This is a genomic window from Gardnerella sp. DNF01205 (genome assembly GCF_049244135.1).
GTDB classification, from domain to species: domain Bacteria; phylum Actinomycetota; class Actinomycetes; order Actinomycetales; family Bifidobacteriaceae; genus Bifidobacterium; species Bifidobacterium leopoldii.
Genome location: NZ_CP058378.1, coordinates 664,188 through 679,679, shown reverse-complemented (window position 1 = coordinate 679,679; position 15,492 = coordinate 664,188). Strand labels below are relative to the sequence as shown.

Genomic DNA, 15,492 nt, shown 5'->3' with positions numbered 1-15,492 from the left:
AAATGTATAAGGTGTTCTAAGTTTTACTTGTAACAAATAGAAATAGGGTTATGCTGTCCCTTTCACGGAGATTTTTGCAGCAAAAACTAGGACTTTTTTGAACTTCTATTGTAATTACTTTTATAGTTACTTTTGCATAAACCACCCTGGGTGCATAGATAAACACCAAATTCTCAGCTGCAAGTCTTTTTCGATTATAGTCGATAAATTTATCATTTTTTACATTTGTTTCTATTATAAACGAAACAAATTAAAAATTCACCTTTTAGGGTGCTGCTTGATAACGAGAACAATATTGGTAAGCACAATGCCAACAACTACGCTCACCCATGCCAAACTCGGTGTAAGAAGCCAAGCGAGAACACCGAAGATAAGCAGTCTAAGCAATACAGCAGTAGTCAAAAAAGACCAACTTTTTGTTGGGCATTTCTGTTGGCCAGCCTTCAATGCTCCCATCAGAACCATAACCGCAGCCGCCGCGCAAGAAAATAGCATATTGCCCAAGAATATGACGAGTAGCGTGCTCCAGCCATCGATAGTACCCAGCATCCACCATTGCAGCATCAATGCAAGCACAAATATAACGACATCGTATACTGCTTCCATCAGCATATTCGCAACGATTAACGAGGAGAATGTTAGAGACACGCCTCTAGGAGTGTCTGTTTTACCTGCGCTCGCATGCTGTAATGCAATCATGTTGCTTACCTCTCGCGCTTTACGCGTTCTTCTTCAAGCATTTGAACGCCAAGCTCAACAGCTTTCTTTGAAGCTTCCTGTAATTGCGCATCCGTCATACCACGCTGCCAAGGCTTTTCAAAAACAAACAGCAATACACTAGTAATCGCTGCGCCAATAATAATGCTTAGCAGCGTAGTATTGGAAACAAGCAATAAAGCAATACCAGAGGTCACCAGCAGCCTGAGAACAAAATCGATGATTCCGATAAGCAAATCGCCAGACCCGTCATCCGGTCTTCGATGCCTATCCCACTGCAGATACGCTGTGCTTAGCAGGGAAAACACCACAACACTCAACGCGAGTATGACCACAGTTTCCCAACCTAGTACGCGGTGCCCTACGAACTGCTGTACAAGCAGCGCAATAATAAGCGTGCAAACGCTAGCAACAGTTTCTGTAATCACATGACCCCAAAAAGCATGCTTGAAAAGCACTGGCCTTACATTCGTCTCACTCATCATCTTTCTCCAGAAAATGCAATTACGGAATATCGTGCTTTGATTATACAAAATGTATAAAAAATTGTCCTAAGCCCCGATTGAGTGGTCAGTATAGATAAAATTTAATATTTTTCCTATATATTAATCTAGATTAATCCAATACCTTCTTGTCGTAACATTTCCTCTTGATAAGCTATTTTTCACTTTGTTCTCCAAAATTCCACCATTATTTTCTATAACTTTTATCGATCCAATATTGTCATCATCACATGTAATCAAAACTTTATGTAGATTCAGAGTCTCTTTACAATATGTAAGTGCCATAGAAAGCATTTTTGTTCCATAACCCTTCATACATTCAGATTGCCTAATTTCGTACCCTATGTGACCACCATAGTTAATTAAAAAAGAATTTAATTCATGCCTAATATTAATTTCACCAATAAATTTTTCATTATCTATCAGCCAAAATGTAGTAGCTCTAACATAATTTTCAGGCAGATTTATACCATGTTCATAGTTATAAGAACTCTCTATAATTGTGTCATAATTTCTAAAACGTCTTTCTGCATTCGGCCTAAAAATTTCATCTTCTTCATTTGCTTCTATATAACCTTGAATATATTTACTATCTGGTCTAATTAATTTCATAAGTTCTCCTTATTCTTAATATGCAATTCTAATAAGAATACGATTCTATTAAAATTAGAATCCATACCAGGCTGTTTAGCCTTAATAGTATTACTATTTAAAAAAAACCACACATACAAACCTTATTAAAGAAAAATTTTTTTATTTTTCCAATAAGTGCAGGCTTTTCGAATCCATAAAATTTTTCTTTCCACCTATTTACTACTTATTACGAAGAAAACCAACTTTCATAAATTCCTTATCTCCAATACGGAACTTTTTACTATTAAACGCCACTCCCATAATTCTGCTAATAATATACTCATCAGTTATAAGCACGAAATACTGCTTATCTTTTTTATCCACCAAATAATACTGATCAGCCCCAAGAGTGGAGACAGCTTTACTGAAATCATATATGCCAAACAATGGCAATCCTCCAAGGAGAGTAGAAAACCATCCAACAAAATTATCCACTATCTTCTCAGATGAACTGTTATAAGTTTTAACAACAGTTAGCATATTGATTTCTGAGTCAGGATATTCATCTAAGACAATCTGCTCTTTAATTTTCGACTTCTTAAAACTGCTCACCCTACCGTCGAAACAATATTTATTGAGATTAATAGGCTTCTTAGTAATAGAAAAATCAACGCTATTGTTCTCATCCAAAAGATAATCAACGCTCACGCTTAGAGCAGATGCAATAAATTTCAGATTCTCGATATCCGGCAAACCCCGATTCGTTTCCCATTTTGCTACAGCAGCACGAGATACCATCAATAATTCCGAAAGCTCCTCCTGCGTCAACCCAGCTTCCAGACGAGCCTTTCTAATTTTTTCTCCCAAAGATATAACGCTACTCATAACACAACTCCTTTCAAATCACTTATTACACATCATGAAATTACTTGACGGAAACCAAATTAGTATTGAAACATTTGATTTAGATACCGCCTAATTACAAACTAACAAATAATTTACAACGGAAAAAGAAACAAGATGAAACACTATAGTTACCAACTGTAACAGCATAAGAAATCAAATAATGTAGGGAACTTTTTTACGACTATTGCGACGGTTTGTTCCCCAAAACACAAGCAACTAAATCAATAGGCACTCGAGTAAGAAACAGCCAAAACACGCTCAAAAAAACCGCTCCAAGCCAGCCTAAAGCCGTCGCATACTAAACTTTTTAACGATATAAAAAGCTATCGTTAAAAAGTTTAATTTTCTAAAACCAAGCTTACCTCACGGTTTCCTATCATCGTTCAAGCTCCTCAAAAACATCATCTATCGGATAACTATCACCTTGAACCGCCTGATCATAGCCTTTAGCTATCAAAGCATTAAACGTTTTCTCATCCATATCATCTTGTGCCGGAAGAGGCGTTGGAATAGTAAGCGGAAACGGAATTCCCTTATTAAGAATGATTTGACGGTAAAACATGTCAATAGCCGTAGCCCTAGAAATTCCAATCGTTTCCAAAATCTGCTCAGCCTGCTGCTTAATATTTTCTTGTATTCTCACATTCACATTCGCACTTTTAGTAACTGCCATATCAACCAACCTCCATACACAAATCATAAATACTGTATCGCATATTGCAACACATTCCACTTGTTGCTTCACAAACGTATACAGTATGCAATTACAATATGAATTCAAGCCCAACAATCCACCATCAGTAACGTCTCAACGAACGCAACTCACAGTACTTTTGGATTCTTATAATATTCATCAAAATTAATTACCTTATCGAATACATCACAATTAGTTTGCGCGTGCAACACAACTACAAGCTTGTTATTCCTCGTTTTAGCACATCTGATAGCTTGCATGATTATTTCACGTTCACTACAACCATCAGCATCAGTTACACTTTTGAACGTCTCATCCAACATAATAACAGTTCGCTGTTGAGCACCAATACATTTTGTAAGCGACGTGAAATCTGGAGCAACAATAGCACCGTCATCATCAAATAAGTAATCTTCAATCAGCAGACAATTCTGAGTATTGTTATGATCAAACCAATCTCGCAACAATACTGATTTACCAGCACCACTAGCGCCAATAATAGCAACTGAAGAAATACCACTATCAGCAATAGTCTTACTAAGATTCTGGTATGCTAATTCATTCCTCTTATACGCTTGCTGCTTACGCTCATAATTTTCCAAGCTGAAAACTCGTTGAGCAGTCTGGGTTAAAACTCCTGAATCTTGCAAAGTTTCAATCACATTTTCCAAGCTTGACGACAGCATTACCACAAAATACAACACAGCACTAGCAGAAGCAAAATTCATTGATGATACTGTAAGCATATAAAGTATTGAAAATTCCAACACTAAAGAGAGACTTTGCATCATGCAATTTCTCACTGTGTAAATATTGATAAAACGACGCATACGCTGCCAATACTTATTTTCTGACGAAGCATAATGATACTTGCGAGAACTATCAAAAATAGCACCTTGTGGTAAGCTTCGCGTTGATAATAACGACGATAATGCTCCTAAGAACTTATCGCGATATTGTGCTTGTTTATCCGCAGCCGTATTAAGTAATCGAGAACCGGCATACCATATTAGACAAGATAACGGCACCATAATAATCATTATGTATACGTACTGCGGTACTGCAGCAATTGTCATAGCAAGAACTATTACTGTTTGAACAATAATAAAAATAACGTGTGCAATAGCACTCGGAATACTCATCTGTAAGTCAGAAAAATCATCCCCAAGCCTACCTAAAACATCACCTTTATTATCAATATTTGAATACTTATGCAAACGCATAATCAAACGATTATGCAGTTTTGTAAGCCGCACAATTGGCACAGCATATACAGGAAAATTAAGAGCAATAATACCAACGACAATAAGCAAGCTTGCAAACAATGCAGAAGACTGAAGCATATTTAAGTTGGTGTTCGTAGCAATATTCTCTACAAACATTAACTCAGCAAGAACTATAAGTACTGTTGCTATCGGCAAACAAATAATACTAGCGGAGAACAATTCGCGCACAGTTCTAATGAACTTACCACGTGATTCTGCACCTGTAGGAATTTTCGATTCCACACAATCCGCTTGCATAGTTTTATCACTACCAGTATTCTGCAAATGATTTTCTTCAACCACACTATGCGTGACTTGCTTAGAGTTGTTACCATAAAACACACAAGGAATATACTCTGGATTACGTGCAAATAAAACAATATGATGAACTTGAGAACTTAGCATAGCTTGTGAAACTGTTTCTCGAAGCTCTGGATTTAACACAGAAAACACGTCATCAAGCACCAAATATTCCACGTCTTGAGCAAACGCCATAGCCAACACCACGCGTTGACGCTCACCAACAGATAACGTTTCAGGATTATGCAAAAACCTATCCGCAACCTCACGCGACACATTAAATAAACGCAAGAAGTTTTCGTACTTCTGACGAGTATCATCGCTCGCAATATCAAACCAAGCTTCAATAAGCCCCTGCGACATAATAGGATTACAAGGCACTAATATTTTACTACTGCTAACAATAGAATCATACGCATTCAACGCCGAGCCAGCTTCTTTAGACAAAAGAGCGAACTTATTATCAAACACAACAGAATCAGAAATATTAGTAGCATCCGCACGAGTATTCTTCATAGCATTTTGCTCTAATTGCACTAAATCCCTGTCCATTGGAAGAGCAAGCCGAATCACGCGATAATTCACAATATTATTCTGCATGGCACCATACAAATATTTAATCGCAAAAAGAATTCCAACATTAAACAACGCATTTGGAAAAATAGTTACATGAACAAGAACAACACCAGCAAGCAGTAATGTCAACCCACCTTGCTCAACAATATTACTCAATAGTTGAGGAAATATGCGCTTATACAACACTCTTTCTTCTGCTTTACGCGCATCTTCAATCGCCGTAATACCAACATTATAACGATACACTCTTGAAGCGTGAGGAAGTTTATCAATAATTTTACTGAGAAGATTACGACGTTTACCTTCTAAATCCACATAGTTCTTCCACAATACGCCAATCCAACGTATAAGGAACAAATTACCAACACATAAGAGGACTAATAGTAAAACCGCTACAATACTATTCTCGTGATATTGAACAACACAGATAGCAAAAAGAATAATAAACTGCAATATTGATAACACGAAATCAACACCATAAGCTATCTGACTTATCTGATTTGGATATGTTAATGCAGAAGACTGCAATGTTTCATCATCATTATTCTGAACAGATAAACGCACAAAACGATGGAAAGTAAGCTGACGAAACAAAGCGATAAGAAGCATCTCACAACGATCTTTAGCAATAAAACCCAATGATTGTAAGAAGAAAGATAACGCCAACTTAAACGCAACAAACCCTTCAAGAAGCGTCGAAGCAGAATGTAACGATCCCATCGTATAAATAAGCAACAACATTCCAGCAAGCTGTATCAAACCAGTAATAAAAACTGATAACACCTGCGGCATAAGAACTATAAAATATACTAAAGCACCTTTTGCACGTTGATGATTCGCAACGAACGAATCATAACGAGATACAACCCTATTTAACATATACCTCCAACATACATATTCATTCCAAACCCTCTAATCTACAAGTTTCATTAACTAATTCATCATCAGGGAAACGCTTCAAATTAAGTGCAAAATATTACTATTTCTTCTTATAACCTACAGCAACATTACCTGTTTTATTAATCCCTGGTACTTTAAGAACATCAGAACTTGACTTGTCTTTTAAATCAAATTTCCCAACTAAAAATAAAGCTTTAAGTCCTGGAGCAGGTAAATTGAACGATGAGTCAACTAACTTAATACGCTTATCTCCGAGGGTGACCTTAGACAAATCATAATGAGAATCCAGAATATCCCGCGACACAAAGAGATACAACTCATCCTTATTCATATAGTTTTCTGGTATACGAAACTCTTCCCTAGACACCGCCACCGTCTCCCAATGATACGACGCAAGCTCCGCCTTCTCATCATCGTCAGCGCATCCAGCAAGAAAAAAGAGAGTGCCTAGTAGCAGAAGTATAACAAGACAACTTTGAAAAATGTTTTTACAAAAAATAGTTTTACTTCTCATAACACTACTAGCCTCCTTTTCGTTAACACGACTCTGTATCAAATGATCATAAAACAGACTATTAAGTAAACAAGATCTACCATTCACTCTGATTACTGTAATAATCTTAATAAATATATTACTTTTTCGTACTAATTTGTCTAGATTATCAACGCTAATCTCTTCATTTACTAGCAAACTATACTCTTCATAAACAGCAAGGTTCACGAAACAGAAGAACCAGAAGAATCAATATCATCATGCACGTTTAATGCTTCCAACAATATTCCCTCATAAACGAAGCAATCACCTGCAAATCTTCACCTTCATAATACTCAACAAACAACTTCTTAAACTCAGAAACCTTATTTTTTGGAATAACCAGCAAGCCTTTACTGTGAGAAATCAAATAATGTAGGGAACTTTTTTACAATTTTTATACCATTTTGTTCCCCAAAACATAAGCAACTAAATCGCACAACTACTCGACAGCAAAATAGCAAAATCACATTTAGAATCTCGAGAAGCAATCTTAAATCTACCGTGCGCTAAACCTTTTAACATTTAGTCTTTACAACCACATTTCTAAACAAAGCCAATCATCGTACTAATATCTCGCCAAACGTCGGAATAAAAATTCGATAGCGCGCTAACTATTGTAATCTTGATAATATTATGATACTTTTTTGATAAAAGGAGGTTGATACTATGATTAATATTCGTCCAGTTTCCGATTTAAGAAATAAATTCCCAGAAGTAGAAGAAACAGTTATAAATTCAAATACACCAGTATTCCTTACAAAAAATGGTTATGGGACTATGGTTCTCATGAGCATCAAACAATACTCTGCCCTCACTGACGACATTGAAAGAAAACTCGATGAAGCAGATACTTTTGCCGCAAACACTTCTACGCGTCTTTCTAAAGCTGACGTCTTTGATAACGTAAGGAGAAGGATTAATGAGCAAGAACACGTATAAATTAACCTTTCTACCACTATTCAAAGAAGATTTATTAGAAACAGTTGACTATATAACCAATACACTGCAAAACCCAAAAGCTGCTCACAGACTTGTTGACGATATAGAATCAGCAATCGATAAACGGCTTGAATCGCCCCTCTTATTTGCTCCTTACCAATCATCAACAACACGAGAACACCCCTACTACAGGATTAGCGTACGCAACTTTTCTGTTTTTTACGTTGTCATCGACGACACTATGGAAGTGCGCAGACTTCTATATTCAAAACGAAATATTGACGCACTACTGGAATAACTATTCCTAATAACTATCATTATTATGTTAACGATTATTAAAAAAGCTATCGTTAAAAGGTTTAAGATTGGGGGTGCAGACATTTTTTTAGACAGCCACACCATTCTGGAGATGAAATGGATAATATAATTATAAAAGAAGCTGTACCTGAGGATGCACTTGCGAGAATAGAATACTCAAAGAAAATCGGAGCGGAAACAGATAATTTGTCATTTGGAGCAGAAGGTTTTCCAATCTCTGTCGATGGAGAAGCAGAATACATTTGTTCGATTTTGAAAGATGAAAAATCATGTTCGTTTTTTGCATGGAAAAACGGAGAGATTGTTGGAGATGTGAGCTTAAGCGGATTGCCGAGGAGAATGAATCATCGAGCAGAACTTGGGCTTACCGTTTTGAAATCAGAATGGAACAAAGGACTTGGAAGTCAACTTCTACAAAAAGCGATTGAATTTGCCAAGTCAAATGACATAGAAATTATTAACTTAGAAGTGAGAAGCGACAATTTGAGAGCAATCCATGTTTATAAGAAATTTGGCTTTCGTAAAATTGGAACATCTCCAGCGTATTTTAAAATTGCAGATTCATATATTGATTTCGACATAATGTATCTCGATTTAAGATAGACAAATCCCAGTTTGTCGAACTGAATAAAACTGAATATTAAAGATATAGGGCGATAGAAAATAAAACATCTATCGTCTTTTCTTATACTCAAAATTTGAAAGAGAGAAAAACAGAAAATGAAAAACATAGATGAAAAGATCTTAATGACAGAAGAAGAAATCGACACAGAAGAATAGTCACTTGTTTACAAGGGCGCATATATATACCTTAACAGGTGCGTGCGTTTTCCGAACGCTTTTAGCAGAGGTCATATCAGCTAACGCTGATACAGGGGAACTACATTCCCCTACGGAAATAAATTTCCTATTTTAACGATAGAAAAATATCGCAAAAAGGTTAATTGCCATTTATAACTTTCTCAATATCTCTTTTCCCATAAAGCACACGAGAAACCATAACCTCATGCTTTTCTTCAAAAACAAAATAAAAAATAAGAAAATTATCACAAGCCATGAACCTTAAACTTCTACTTCTCCATGGCTCAAAACTAACTAAACGATGCACAAAAGGAAACTCATCAAGACTCAATATTGCTTTCTCCAACCTACTTACCTGCCCCTGCGCGTTTTTCAAAGACAGTAAATTAAACGCAATATAAGCATAAATACCACGCAAATCTTCCTCAGCCTCATGCGAAACGTGAACCGAGTAAATCATAAATCAAATTCCTTATGCAAGGATTCAAAAACCTTATCCGCAGGCTTCACATCACCAGATAAAACCGACTTATAACCCTTTTCCAACTCATCATTCAACTCACCTTGAGTCATAGAACTCACATCACGCGGCTCTCTATAACCCAATTTCACATCAAAAGGAAGCCCCTGCTGTAAAACAACCTGCTTATAAAACATGGTAATAGCACTCGAAGGAGGAAGACCCAAAGAATTCAATATATACTCTGCCTGCTCTTTTAACTCCGGATCAATACGAGTATACAAGTTAGCTGTTTTCGCCATACAATCACCCCTTGTTTCTTACAATGATTATATAACATTGCATTGGCATTGCAACGTCATTGCATTAACATCAGCATTTACACTTATCCGTAATATTAAAAGATAAATCACAAAAGCATAACGTGAAACAACATGCAACATGAAACAATATATGATTTTACAACAAATATATTTTTTCTTTATCAACACATATTTGCGAAGTACGATTGTAAATTTGAATTATATCCTCCATTTTTTCCACAAACACTTTTGTTTTCGGATCACGCAAAACAGCAAACTCATTCACTGCCTTTATTCCCATTGCATTAGCATTTTCATGTAATCCGTTTCCTTTATCTTGTAAAAACTCATCAACAGAACCATCTTTAACTAAAGGAATACCACCAATTAGCTTACCAACAGTAGTACCAGCAGTACCTATAGCTTTCACAACGTTGACTTCTACTTCCGAATTACCAAGTTTTTCTAAATATAAAGAGCTTTTTTCAAATTTCTCACAGTAGTCATCAGACAATTTCTTTATCTCATTTTCTGCATTACTAATGTACTCTTCCGAAAAATTACCACTTAACATTATTTCCATCAAAGATGATAGAGAGAAAATATACAACGACAATCTGTAATACTTAAACTTTTTCCCTAAATCAGACAACGTCGAATTTACGTTACTTTTAGACACAATAAACTTCTTTATCAGAAGAATATCAGTAATCTTTTTCTGATAAGCAATAATGTTCTTTCTAGCACGATTCTTAATATCGATAACAAGCTTATGATTATTCGTAACAGAAATTTCATTATCCCAACTGCACTTATAAGTAGAAGCAATCCCCATCAATGACTCAACATCTGCCTCAATCTGTGACTCATTCTCAACTTCCATAAAGGTAAGTATCTTTTCCTGCGTCTCTTTAATCTTTTTCATATCTTTTTCAATAGAATAAATAGCCACAGCCATCATTAAAAGAGCAGGATTAAACGCAGATACTGTTTTCATAGAACCTTGCAAAGACTCCATCTTTGAAATCTGCATCATTCTAGAACCACCGTCAGCTTTTCTTAACGATCCCCATAGATTACCATTTTTTGCGTATTTTAGAGTATCACCTGCAGCTTTATTAGCAATCTTATAAAGACCATCCGTAGGAATGGTTATTGTTTGAGTAACTGTATTACATGCAGGAATTAATGACGATAAACCAGATCCAAAATTCAATAATTCAGATACGGGAACACTTAATACTTTATTGTTGTTATTGTTAAAATCTTTAACATCCACAAGAAGTTTTTCAGTAAAATCTACTAATTCATTTTCACTGTTACTTGCCGAAAGCTCACTACTATTACCCATAAGAACAATATTATCTGAAATACTATCTGAAAGAAAATTATACTTCTATTTTTCTTACTCTCTTGAATACTATGAAACTTTGCAAACAATATTATCGAATGTTACCGAATCACTTAAAACTACATGTTTCAAAAAATATTACAATCCAATCTGACACACCCATTTACTACTTATTACCAAGAAAACCAACTTTCATAAATTCTTTATCTCCAATACGGAACTTTTTTACGATTTTTATACCATTTTGTTCCACAAAACATAAGCAACGAGGGCACACATAGGCTATATGTCATTTATAAAATAACTCTCAAAATACTTAGGATTTATTTATCCTAAAATATATGCTATAATTCTCCTAAAAATGGAGGTTATGCATATGAATGTAAATACAGACACACTTGTTTCTATTTCCGAAGCAAATCAAAACTTTTCTAAAGTTGCGCGACTTGTTGACACGTACGGATCAGCTGTTATTTTGAAAAACAACGCTCCTCGCTATGTAATTTTAGAATTCCCAAAAACCAAAACTGAAAAAGTTACTGTTCCAGCGGACGATGAAGTTATGGCTTTATCCAACATGTTCATCAAAAAGAACAAAAAAGTTTATGAGGAACTTGCCAAATGAAGTATTTAACACGAGAACAGGTGATTAAACTTCACCAGGCTCTGATTGAAACAAGCGGTGGTTCTTCAGGTATCCGAGATGTAGGAATGCTTGATTCTGCATTAAAGACTCCACTGCAAACATTTGACGAGAATGAACTTTTCCCATCTGTTTTAGATAAGGCAGCCCGTCTAGCTTTTGGTCTTATAAAGAACCACCCTTTTATTGATGGCAATAAGCGTATTGGCACACATGTCATGCTAATCTTTCTGGCACTCAACAACATTATGTTGTCTTATAAAGATGAAGAACTGATTGATATTATTCTCAAAGTTGCATCAGGCAAGGCAAATGAAAATGACTTTTACACTTGGATTAAAAATCACCAAGCCTAATACTCCGACATTTAAAAACATTTTTAGAATATGCCAAACTCTATTTCGTGTGACTAGTCAAAGTAGCGGACATAAAACACCACAACAGTATTACTTCACTACAGCTTTTCCATTCAAGCAGTGCACAGCATAGTGAGCACATCCATTTGTTTTGCGCCCAAGATCTGCTTTATGCTTATCACAAACTTCAGCCATACCATTCTCACAAACTACTTCAAGACATGCACCCTTGGTAATTTCTCCTTCTAAAACACTCGTACCATTTAACGTATCCACCATGCAAGAAACAACAACCTTAACATTATGCGCCACAGCAGAACCATTAAGACACTTTAGAAAAACACCATTCGCCTGAGCATTCCTTGCTTCCACCCTGCCATTATGAACTTCTGCATAAATCTTGTCAGCTTTAATATCTGCTACTAATACTTGATTCGACTCAGCTTCAATCTCACAAAAATCAACATTCTCCGGCAACGTAACAATGACCTCAGGACTGCCTTTAGCAAGCCACTTAAGCCAGTAAAAAGCCGACACTTTTTCTGTTTGAACGAACTTTATACCGTCTTAATTTTCTTCAACACAAAATATATCTTTTTCACAATTAACATAACTAATACTAAAAGACTCAGCTCTTCTGACCGTTAAGCTAACATCTTTCGTTTTTGCTACAAACTTCCTACTATTCGCCACTTGAACAACTCCCTTGTTAAATATCGAGTTATAGACCAAAAATCAAAAGACCCGACTTGGTCCGCATTGCTAAGAGGCGCGTCGGGTACTGTTAATTATTGTAATATACTATTAGTGGTTATTTGTCAATTTCAATGAAATAATGTTTATGTAACGATCTCTTACCATAATAGCGGGATTCATTAATATCTTTCATCTGAAATTATATGCTCTATTCCACTGTGCTCCGATTTAAGATATTCTTTCATAAATGTCGGGTAAGCCTTGCACTTATCAAGCTCATCTATAGGTAACCAATGCATCGTCTCTTTAGCACCTGACTCTGTAGTGCTTTGGCTCGTAAAATCTCTTTTGCCCATGGGCTTCATCATGTAGTAGAATGTCAGCTCATGGAAGTCTACTCCTTTTAAGCCAGAGCTGCCGATGAAGAAGTTCTCGTGTATGACAGCAAGATGATCGACTTCATAATTAAGACCTGTCTCTTCAAATACTTCTCTCTTAACGGCTTCTTCTGATGTCTCGCCCATGTGAACCGCTCCGCCAACTGAGTAGAAATAGTCGTCCTCATCATTTCTTGCAAATAGCACACAACCTTCTTCGACTATGATAGCTGCTGCTCTATATCTAAATGCTTTTTTATCGTTAATAAATCCGCAATTATATTCCATAGTTTACTCCTTTATTTTTTATCTAATGACTGTGACTTATGGTTCAAATGCAAACAAGTTCCCAATCTTAATCGAAAATCCAAGTGATTGATACATTTGTATATCACATTGTGCACAAGCAACAGTCATTGAACTTATTGCACTCGACCCTAGAGCGTTGACATGTTCCCTCAAACAACCAAAACACACTCAAAAATCACGCCAAGCCAGCCTAAAGCAGCCACACGCTAAACCTTTTAACAATAGCCCTCACTAAGCCTTGCTGCACAAGGGCAAAAATGCACCCACCTATTAAGCCCTTGACATCAATACGACAGTCTCACGTGTATCAAGACTACCCTTATGATAACCATGCATCAATAAAAGAGCCTTAACGTTCATTGCAGGAGAGAAACTGGCAAGGGGAATGTCGTATGATGATAAAAGTCTAAGGCACTACAAACTGGGATTTGGATTTTACTTAAAATTGTATTATTTTATTAGCGATATCTTCTACAAATCGCTTATCGTGTTCCACAAATATGAGTGTAGGCTTTGCTTCTTTTATAATTTCCTCAATCTGTATTCTTGATATTACATCTATATAATTCAGTGGTTCGTCCCAAACAAATATATGAGCTGGCTTTGAGAAACTTACAGCAATTAAAACTTTCTTTTTTTGTCCATCACTATAATTCTTCATATCCATTTCAAATAATTCTCTTGAAAAATCTAATTTTCTTAGAATTGTTTTACACAATGTTTCATCAACATCTTGCTTGTGAATATATTCATTTAGGCTACCTGTTAAATTAGATGTGTCTTGAGGAATATACGAGATTTTTAAATTACCTGCTAATTTTATCTCACCTGTATACTCGTGATTTATACCTAATAAAATTTTAATCAAGGTTGATTTTCCGCTACCATTACCCCCATATATAGCCACTATGTCGCCTTGCTTTATCTCGAAACTTACATTATTTAGGATCTGTCTCTCTCCATAGCATGATGATAAATTGCTAACCGATATTAGAGGATTTTTATGATGATGTAATGGATGCAATAATAGACTTTCCTTTGTTTCGATATCTTTTAGTAAACTCTGTTTTTCTTCTATTGCCTTGTTTTGTCTATTCTCCAAATTCTTAGATTTTTTCATCATCTTGGCTGATTGATGACCTATATGTCCTTTGTCTGGTTTTACACCTGATACTTTTACACCATTTTTAGTATTTTCAATTTTATCAGACCAAATTTGACTTTGTCTTGCAGACTCTTTTAATCGTTTAATATCTTTTCTTAATCTCTCATTTTGACTAATTTCAAATTGGTCTTTCATCACTTTGTTTTCATACCATGATGTAAAATTTCCCGATTGGACATCAATAGAATTCCTGTTAATAGAAATAACATGATTGATACAACCATCTAAAAAATCTCTATCATGAGATATAAGCAAAAATCCTTTTTTACTTTTCAGATATTCACTTACAATTTTTCTTCCGTCCATATCTAAATGGTTTGTTGGTTCATCAATAAGTAAAAAGCCATCTTCTCTTGTAAACAAAATAGCTAAAAGGATTTTTGTTTGTTCCCCTTTAGAAAGCGTTTCAAACTCTCTGTAAACAAGGTTCTCATCTACATTTAGCAAACTGAGTTCTCTAAATAACTTCCATTCTTCATCATCTGATATTAGTTCTTTATATAACTCAATTCCTAATTTTGAAGTATCGCTTATATTTGGTGGAAATTTAATAAATTCAACATCCTTGCTTATTTTACCTTGATAAGTTTCTTGATTTAAAAGTAACTTAAATAGAGTTGATTTACCGATTCCATTTCTTCCTATCAATCCCGTTTTCCAGTTTGTATCAAAGGAAAACGATACATTTTTAAATATGGGTTTTACATATCCATAATATGAGAAAGTGAGGTTTTCAATTTTAATTACTGACATAAAACGCCTCCCTAAATTATCATTTACCGCCCGGGTGCAAAGTGTGTGCACCT

The 15,492-nt window shown here is 35.5% G+C and carries 16 protein-coding genes and 2 pseudogenes; 5 read left to right on the top strand and 13 right to left on the bottom strand.

The annotated features are described in order from the left end of the window. Nucleotides 1-258 precede the first annotated feature (258 nt). The 7 genes and pseudogenes from HXT47_RS03035 to HXT47_RS03005 all read right to left on the bottom strand — a co-directional run bounded on the left by HXT47_RS03035 (nt 259) and on the right by HXT47_RS03005 (nt 7,336). Nucleotides 259-1,199 (bottom strand): annotated as a pseudogene (locus HXT47_RS03035) (hypothetical protein). 123 nt (nt 1,200-1,322) lie between these two features. Beyond that, nucleotides 1,323-1,832: a GNAT family N-acetyltransferase gene (locus tag HXT47_RS03030; RefSeq protein WP_116971426.1), complete on the bottom strand. Its 510-nt coding sequence runs from the start codon at nt 1,830-1,832 to the stop codon at nt 1,323-1,325. Between the two features lie 201 nt (nt 1,833-2,033). Continuing rightward, entirely contained in the window at nt 2,034-2,678 is a 645-nt protein-coding gene (locus tag HXT47_RS03025; protein WP_004573989.1) for a helix-turn-helix transcriptional regulator, read from the bottom strand. Between the two features lie 397 nt (nt 2,679-3,075). Further along, on the bottom strand, nt 3,076-3,372 hold the full coding sequence (locus HXT47_RS03020) for a type II toxin-antitoxin system RelB/DinJ family antitoxin (RefSeq protein WP_004104912.1): 297 nt from the start codon (nt 3,370-3,372) through the stop codon (nt 3,076-3,078). Between the two features lie 149 nt (nt 3,373-3,521). Then, the gene (locus tag HXT47_RS03015) at nt 3,522-6,413 is read right to left on the bottom strand and encodes an ATP-binding cassette domain-containing protein (protein ID WP_421789333.1); all 2,892 of its coding nucleotides are present in this window, start codon (nt 6,411-6,413) and stop codon (nt 3,522-3,524) included. Between the two features lie 100 nt (nt 6,414-6,513). Next, a complete protein-coding gene (locus HXT47_RS03010) occupies nt 6,514-6,948 on the bottom strand; it encodes a hypothetical protein (RefSeq protein ID WP_421776900.1) in 435 nt (144 codons plus the stop codon). A 247-nt stretch (nt 6,949-7,195) separates the two neighbouring features. Next, nucleotides 7,196-7,336, bottom strand: coding sequence for a hypothetical protein (locus tag HXT47_RS03005; RefSeq protein ID WP_421789331.1), 141 nt, complete (start codon nt 7,334-7,336; stop codon nt 7,196-7,198). 299 nt (nt 7,337-7,635) lie between these two features. Here HXT47_RS03005 and HXT47_RS03000 point away from each other — a divergent pair, with 299 nt between their 5' ends. The 3 genes from HXT47_RS03000 to HXT47_RS02990 all read left to right on the top strand — a co-directional run bounded on the left by HXT47_RS03000 (nt 7,636) and on the right by HXT47_RS02990 (nt 8,829). After that, nucleotides 7,636-7,908, top strand: a complete 273-nt coding sequence (locus tag HXT47_RS03000) for a type II toxin-antitoxin system Phd/YefM family antitoxin (protein WP_101885967.1) — start codon at nt 7,636-7,638, stop codon at nt 7,906-7,908. Beyond that, nucleotides 7,889-8,206, top strand: coding sequence for a type II toxin-antitoxin system RelE/ParE family toxin (locus tag HXT47_RS02995; RefSeq protein WP_016635624.1), 318 nt, complete (start codon nt 7,889-7,891; stop codon nt 8,204-8,206). Before HXT47_RS03000 ends, HXT47_RS02995 begins: the two co-directional genes overlap by 20 nt. A gap of 116 nt (nt 8,207-8,322) precedes the next feature. After that, nucleotides 8,323-8,829, top strand: coding sequence for a GNAT family N-acetyltransferase (locus HXT47_RS02990; RefSeq protein ID WP_004104918.1), 507 nt, complete (start codon nt 8,323-8,325; stop codon nt 8,827-8,829). 337 nt (nt 8,830-9,166) lie between these two features. Here HXT47_RS02990 and HXT47_RS02985 read toward each other — a convergent pair whose 3' ends face one another. From HXT47_RS02985 to HXT47_RS02975, 3 genes are all read right to left on the bottom strand, one after another. Further along, nucleotides 9,167-9,487: a type II toxin-antitoxin system RelE/ParE family toxin gene (locus tag HXT47_RS02985; RefSeq protein WP_101885966.1), complete on the bottom strand. Its 321-nt coding sequence runs from the start codon at nt 9,485-9,487 to the stop codon at nt 9,167-9,169. Beyond that, a complete protein-coding gene (locus HXT47_RS02980) occupies nt 9,484-9,789 on the bottom strand; it encodes a type II toxin-antitoxin system RelB/DinJ family antitoxin (protein ID WP_004121026.1) in 306 nt (101 codons plus the stop codon). Before HXT47_RS02980 ends, HXT47_RS02985 begins: the two co-directional genes overlap by 4 nt. 157 nt (nt 9,790-9,946) lie before the next feature. After that, nucleotides 9,947-11,140 (bottom strand): hypothetical protein, encoded by a 1,194-nt coding sequence (locus HXT47_RS02975; protein WP_004104925.1) that lies wholly within the window; start codon nt 11,138-11,140, stop codon nt 9,947-9,949. Nucleotides 11,141-11,516: 376 nt separating this feature from the next. On the opposite strand from HXT47_RS02975, the gene HXT47_RS02970 reads away from it, so the two are divergent. Continuing rightward, nucleotides 11,517-11,765, top strand: a complete 249-nt coding sequence (locus HXT47_RS02970) for a prevent-host-death protein (RefSeq protein WP_032842275.1) — start codon at nt 11,517-11,519, stop codon at nt 11,763-11,765. Then, complete coding sequence (locus tag HXT47_RS02965; protein WP_032842276.1) at nt 11,762-12,139, top strand: type II toxin-antitoxin system death-on-curing family toxin; 378 nt, start codon at nt 11,762-11,764, stop codon at nt 12,137-12,139. Before HXT47_RS02970 ends, HXT47_RS02965 begins: the two co-directional genes overlap by 4 nt. 90 nt (nt 12,140-12,229) lie before the next feature. On the opposite strand, the pseudogene HXT47_RS02960 reads toward HXT47_RS02965, so the two are convergent. From HXT47_RS02960 to HXT47_RS02950, 3 genes and pseudogenes are all read right to left on the bottom strand, one after another. Beyond that, nucleotides 12,230-12,832 (bottom strand): annotated as a pseudogene (locus tag HXT47_RS02960) (hypothetical protein). 182 nt (nt 12,833-13,014) lie between these two features. Then, nucleotides 13,015-13,500: an NUDIX hydrolase gene (locus tag HXT47_RS02955; RefSeq protein WP_004104930.1), complete on the bottom strand. Its 486-nt coding sequence runs from the start codon at nt 13,498-13,500 to the stop codon at nt 13,015-13,017. A 460-nt stretch (nt 13,501-13,960) separates the two neighbouring features. Then, nucleotides 13,961-15,439: an Lsa family ABC-F type ribosomal protection protein gene (locus HXT47_RS02950; RefSeq protein ID WP_004113321.1), complete on the bottom strand. Its 1,479-nt coding sequence runs from the start codon at nt 15,437-15,439 to the stop codon at nt 13,961-13,963. Between the last annotated feature and the right edge of the window lie 53 nt (nt 15,440-15,492).

Excerpts from the sequence above, each read along its gene's own strand:
- HXT47_RS03030 (WP_116971426.1), bottom strand. The coding sequence starts at position 1,832 with ATGAAATTAATTAGACCAGATAGTAAATATATTCAAGGTTATATAGAA.
- HXT47_RS03025 (WP_004573989.1), bottom strand. The coding sequence starts at position 2,678 with ATGAGTAGCGTTATATCTTTGGGAGAAAAAATTAGAAAGGCTCGTCTG.
- HXT47_RS03020 (WP_004104912.1), bottom strand. The coding sequence starts at position 3,372 with ATGGCAGTTACTAAAAGTGCGAATGTGAATGTGAGAATACAAGAAAAT.
- HXT47_RS03015 (WP_421789333.1), bottom strand. The coding sequence starts at position 6,413 with ATGTTAAATAGGGTTGTATCTCGTTATGATTCGTTCGTTGCGAATCAT.
- HXT47_RS03010 (WP_421776900.1), bottom strand. The coding sequence starts at position 6,948 with ATGAGAAGTAAAACTATTTTTTGTAAAAACATTTTTCAAAGTTGTCTT.
- HXT47_RS03000 (WP_101885967.1), top strand. The coding sequence starts at position 7,636 with ATGATTAATATTCGTCCAGTTTCCGATTTAAGAAATAAATTCCCAGAA.
- HXT47_RS02995 (WP_016635624.1), top strand. The coding sequence starts at position 7,889 with ATGAGCAAGAACACGTATAAATTAACCTTTCTACCACTATTCAAAGAA.
- HXT47_RS02990 (WP_004104918.1), top strand. The coding sequence starts at position 8,323 with ATGGATAATATAATTATAAAAGAAGCTGTACCTGAGGATGCACTTGCG.
- HXT47_RS02985 (WP_101885966.1), bottom strand. The coding sequence starts at position 9,487 with ATGATTTACTCGGTTCACGTTTCGCATGAGGCTGAGGAAGATTTGCGT.
- HXT47_RS02980 (WP_004121026.1), bottom strand. The coding sequence starts at position 9,789 with ATGGCGAAAACAGCTAACTTGTATACTCGTATTGATCCGGAGTTAAAA.
- HXT47_RS02975 (WP_004104925.1), bottom strand. The coding sequence starts at position 11,140 with ATGGGTAATAGTAGTGAGCTTTCGGCAAGTAACAGTGAAAATGAATTA.
- HXT47_RS02970 (WP_032842275.1), top strand. The coding sequence starts at position 11,517 with ATGAATGTAAATACAGACACACTTGTTTCTATTTCCGAAGCAAATCAA.
- HXT47_RS02965 (WP_032842276.1), top strand. The coding sequence starts at position 11,762 with ATGAAGTATTTAACACGAGAACAGGTGATTAAACTTCACCAGGCTCTG.
- HXT47_RS02955 (WP_004104930.1), bottom strand. The coding sequence starts at position 13,500 with ATGGAATATAATTGCGGATTTATTAACGATAAAAAAGCATTTAGATAT.
- HXT47_RS02950 (WP_004113321.1), bottom strand. The coding sequence starts at position 15,439 with ATGTCAGTAATTAAAATTGAAAACCTCACTTTCTCATATTATGGATAT.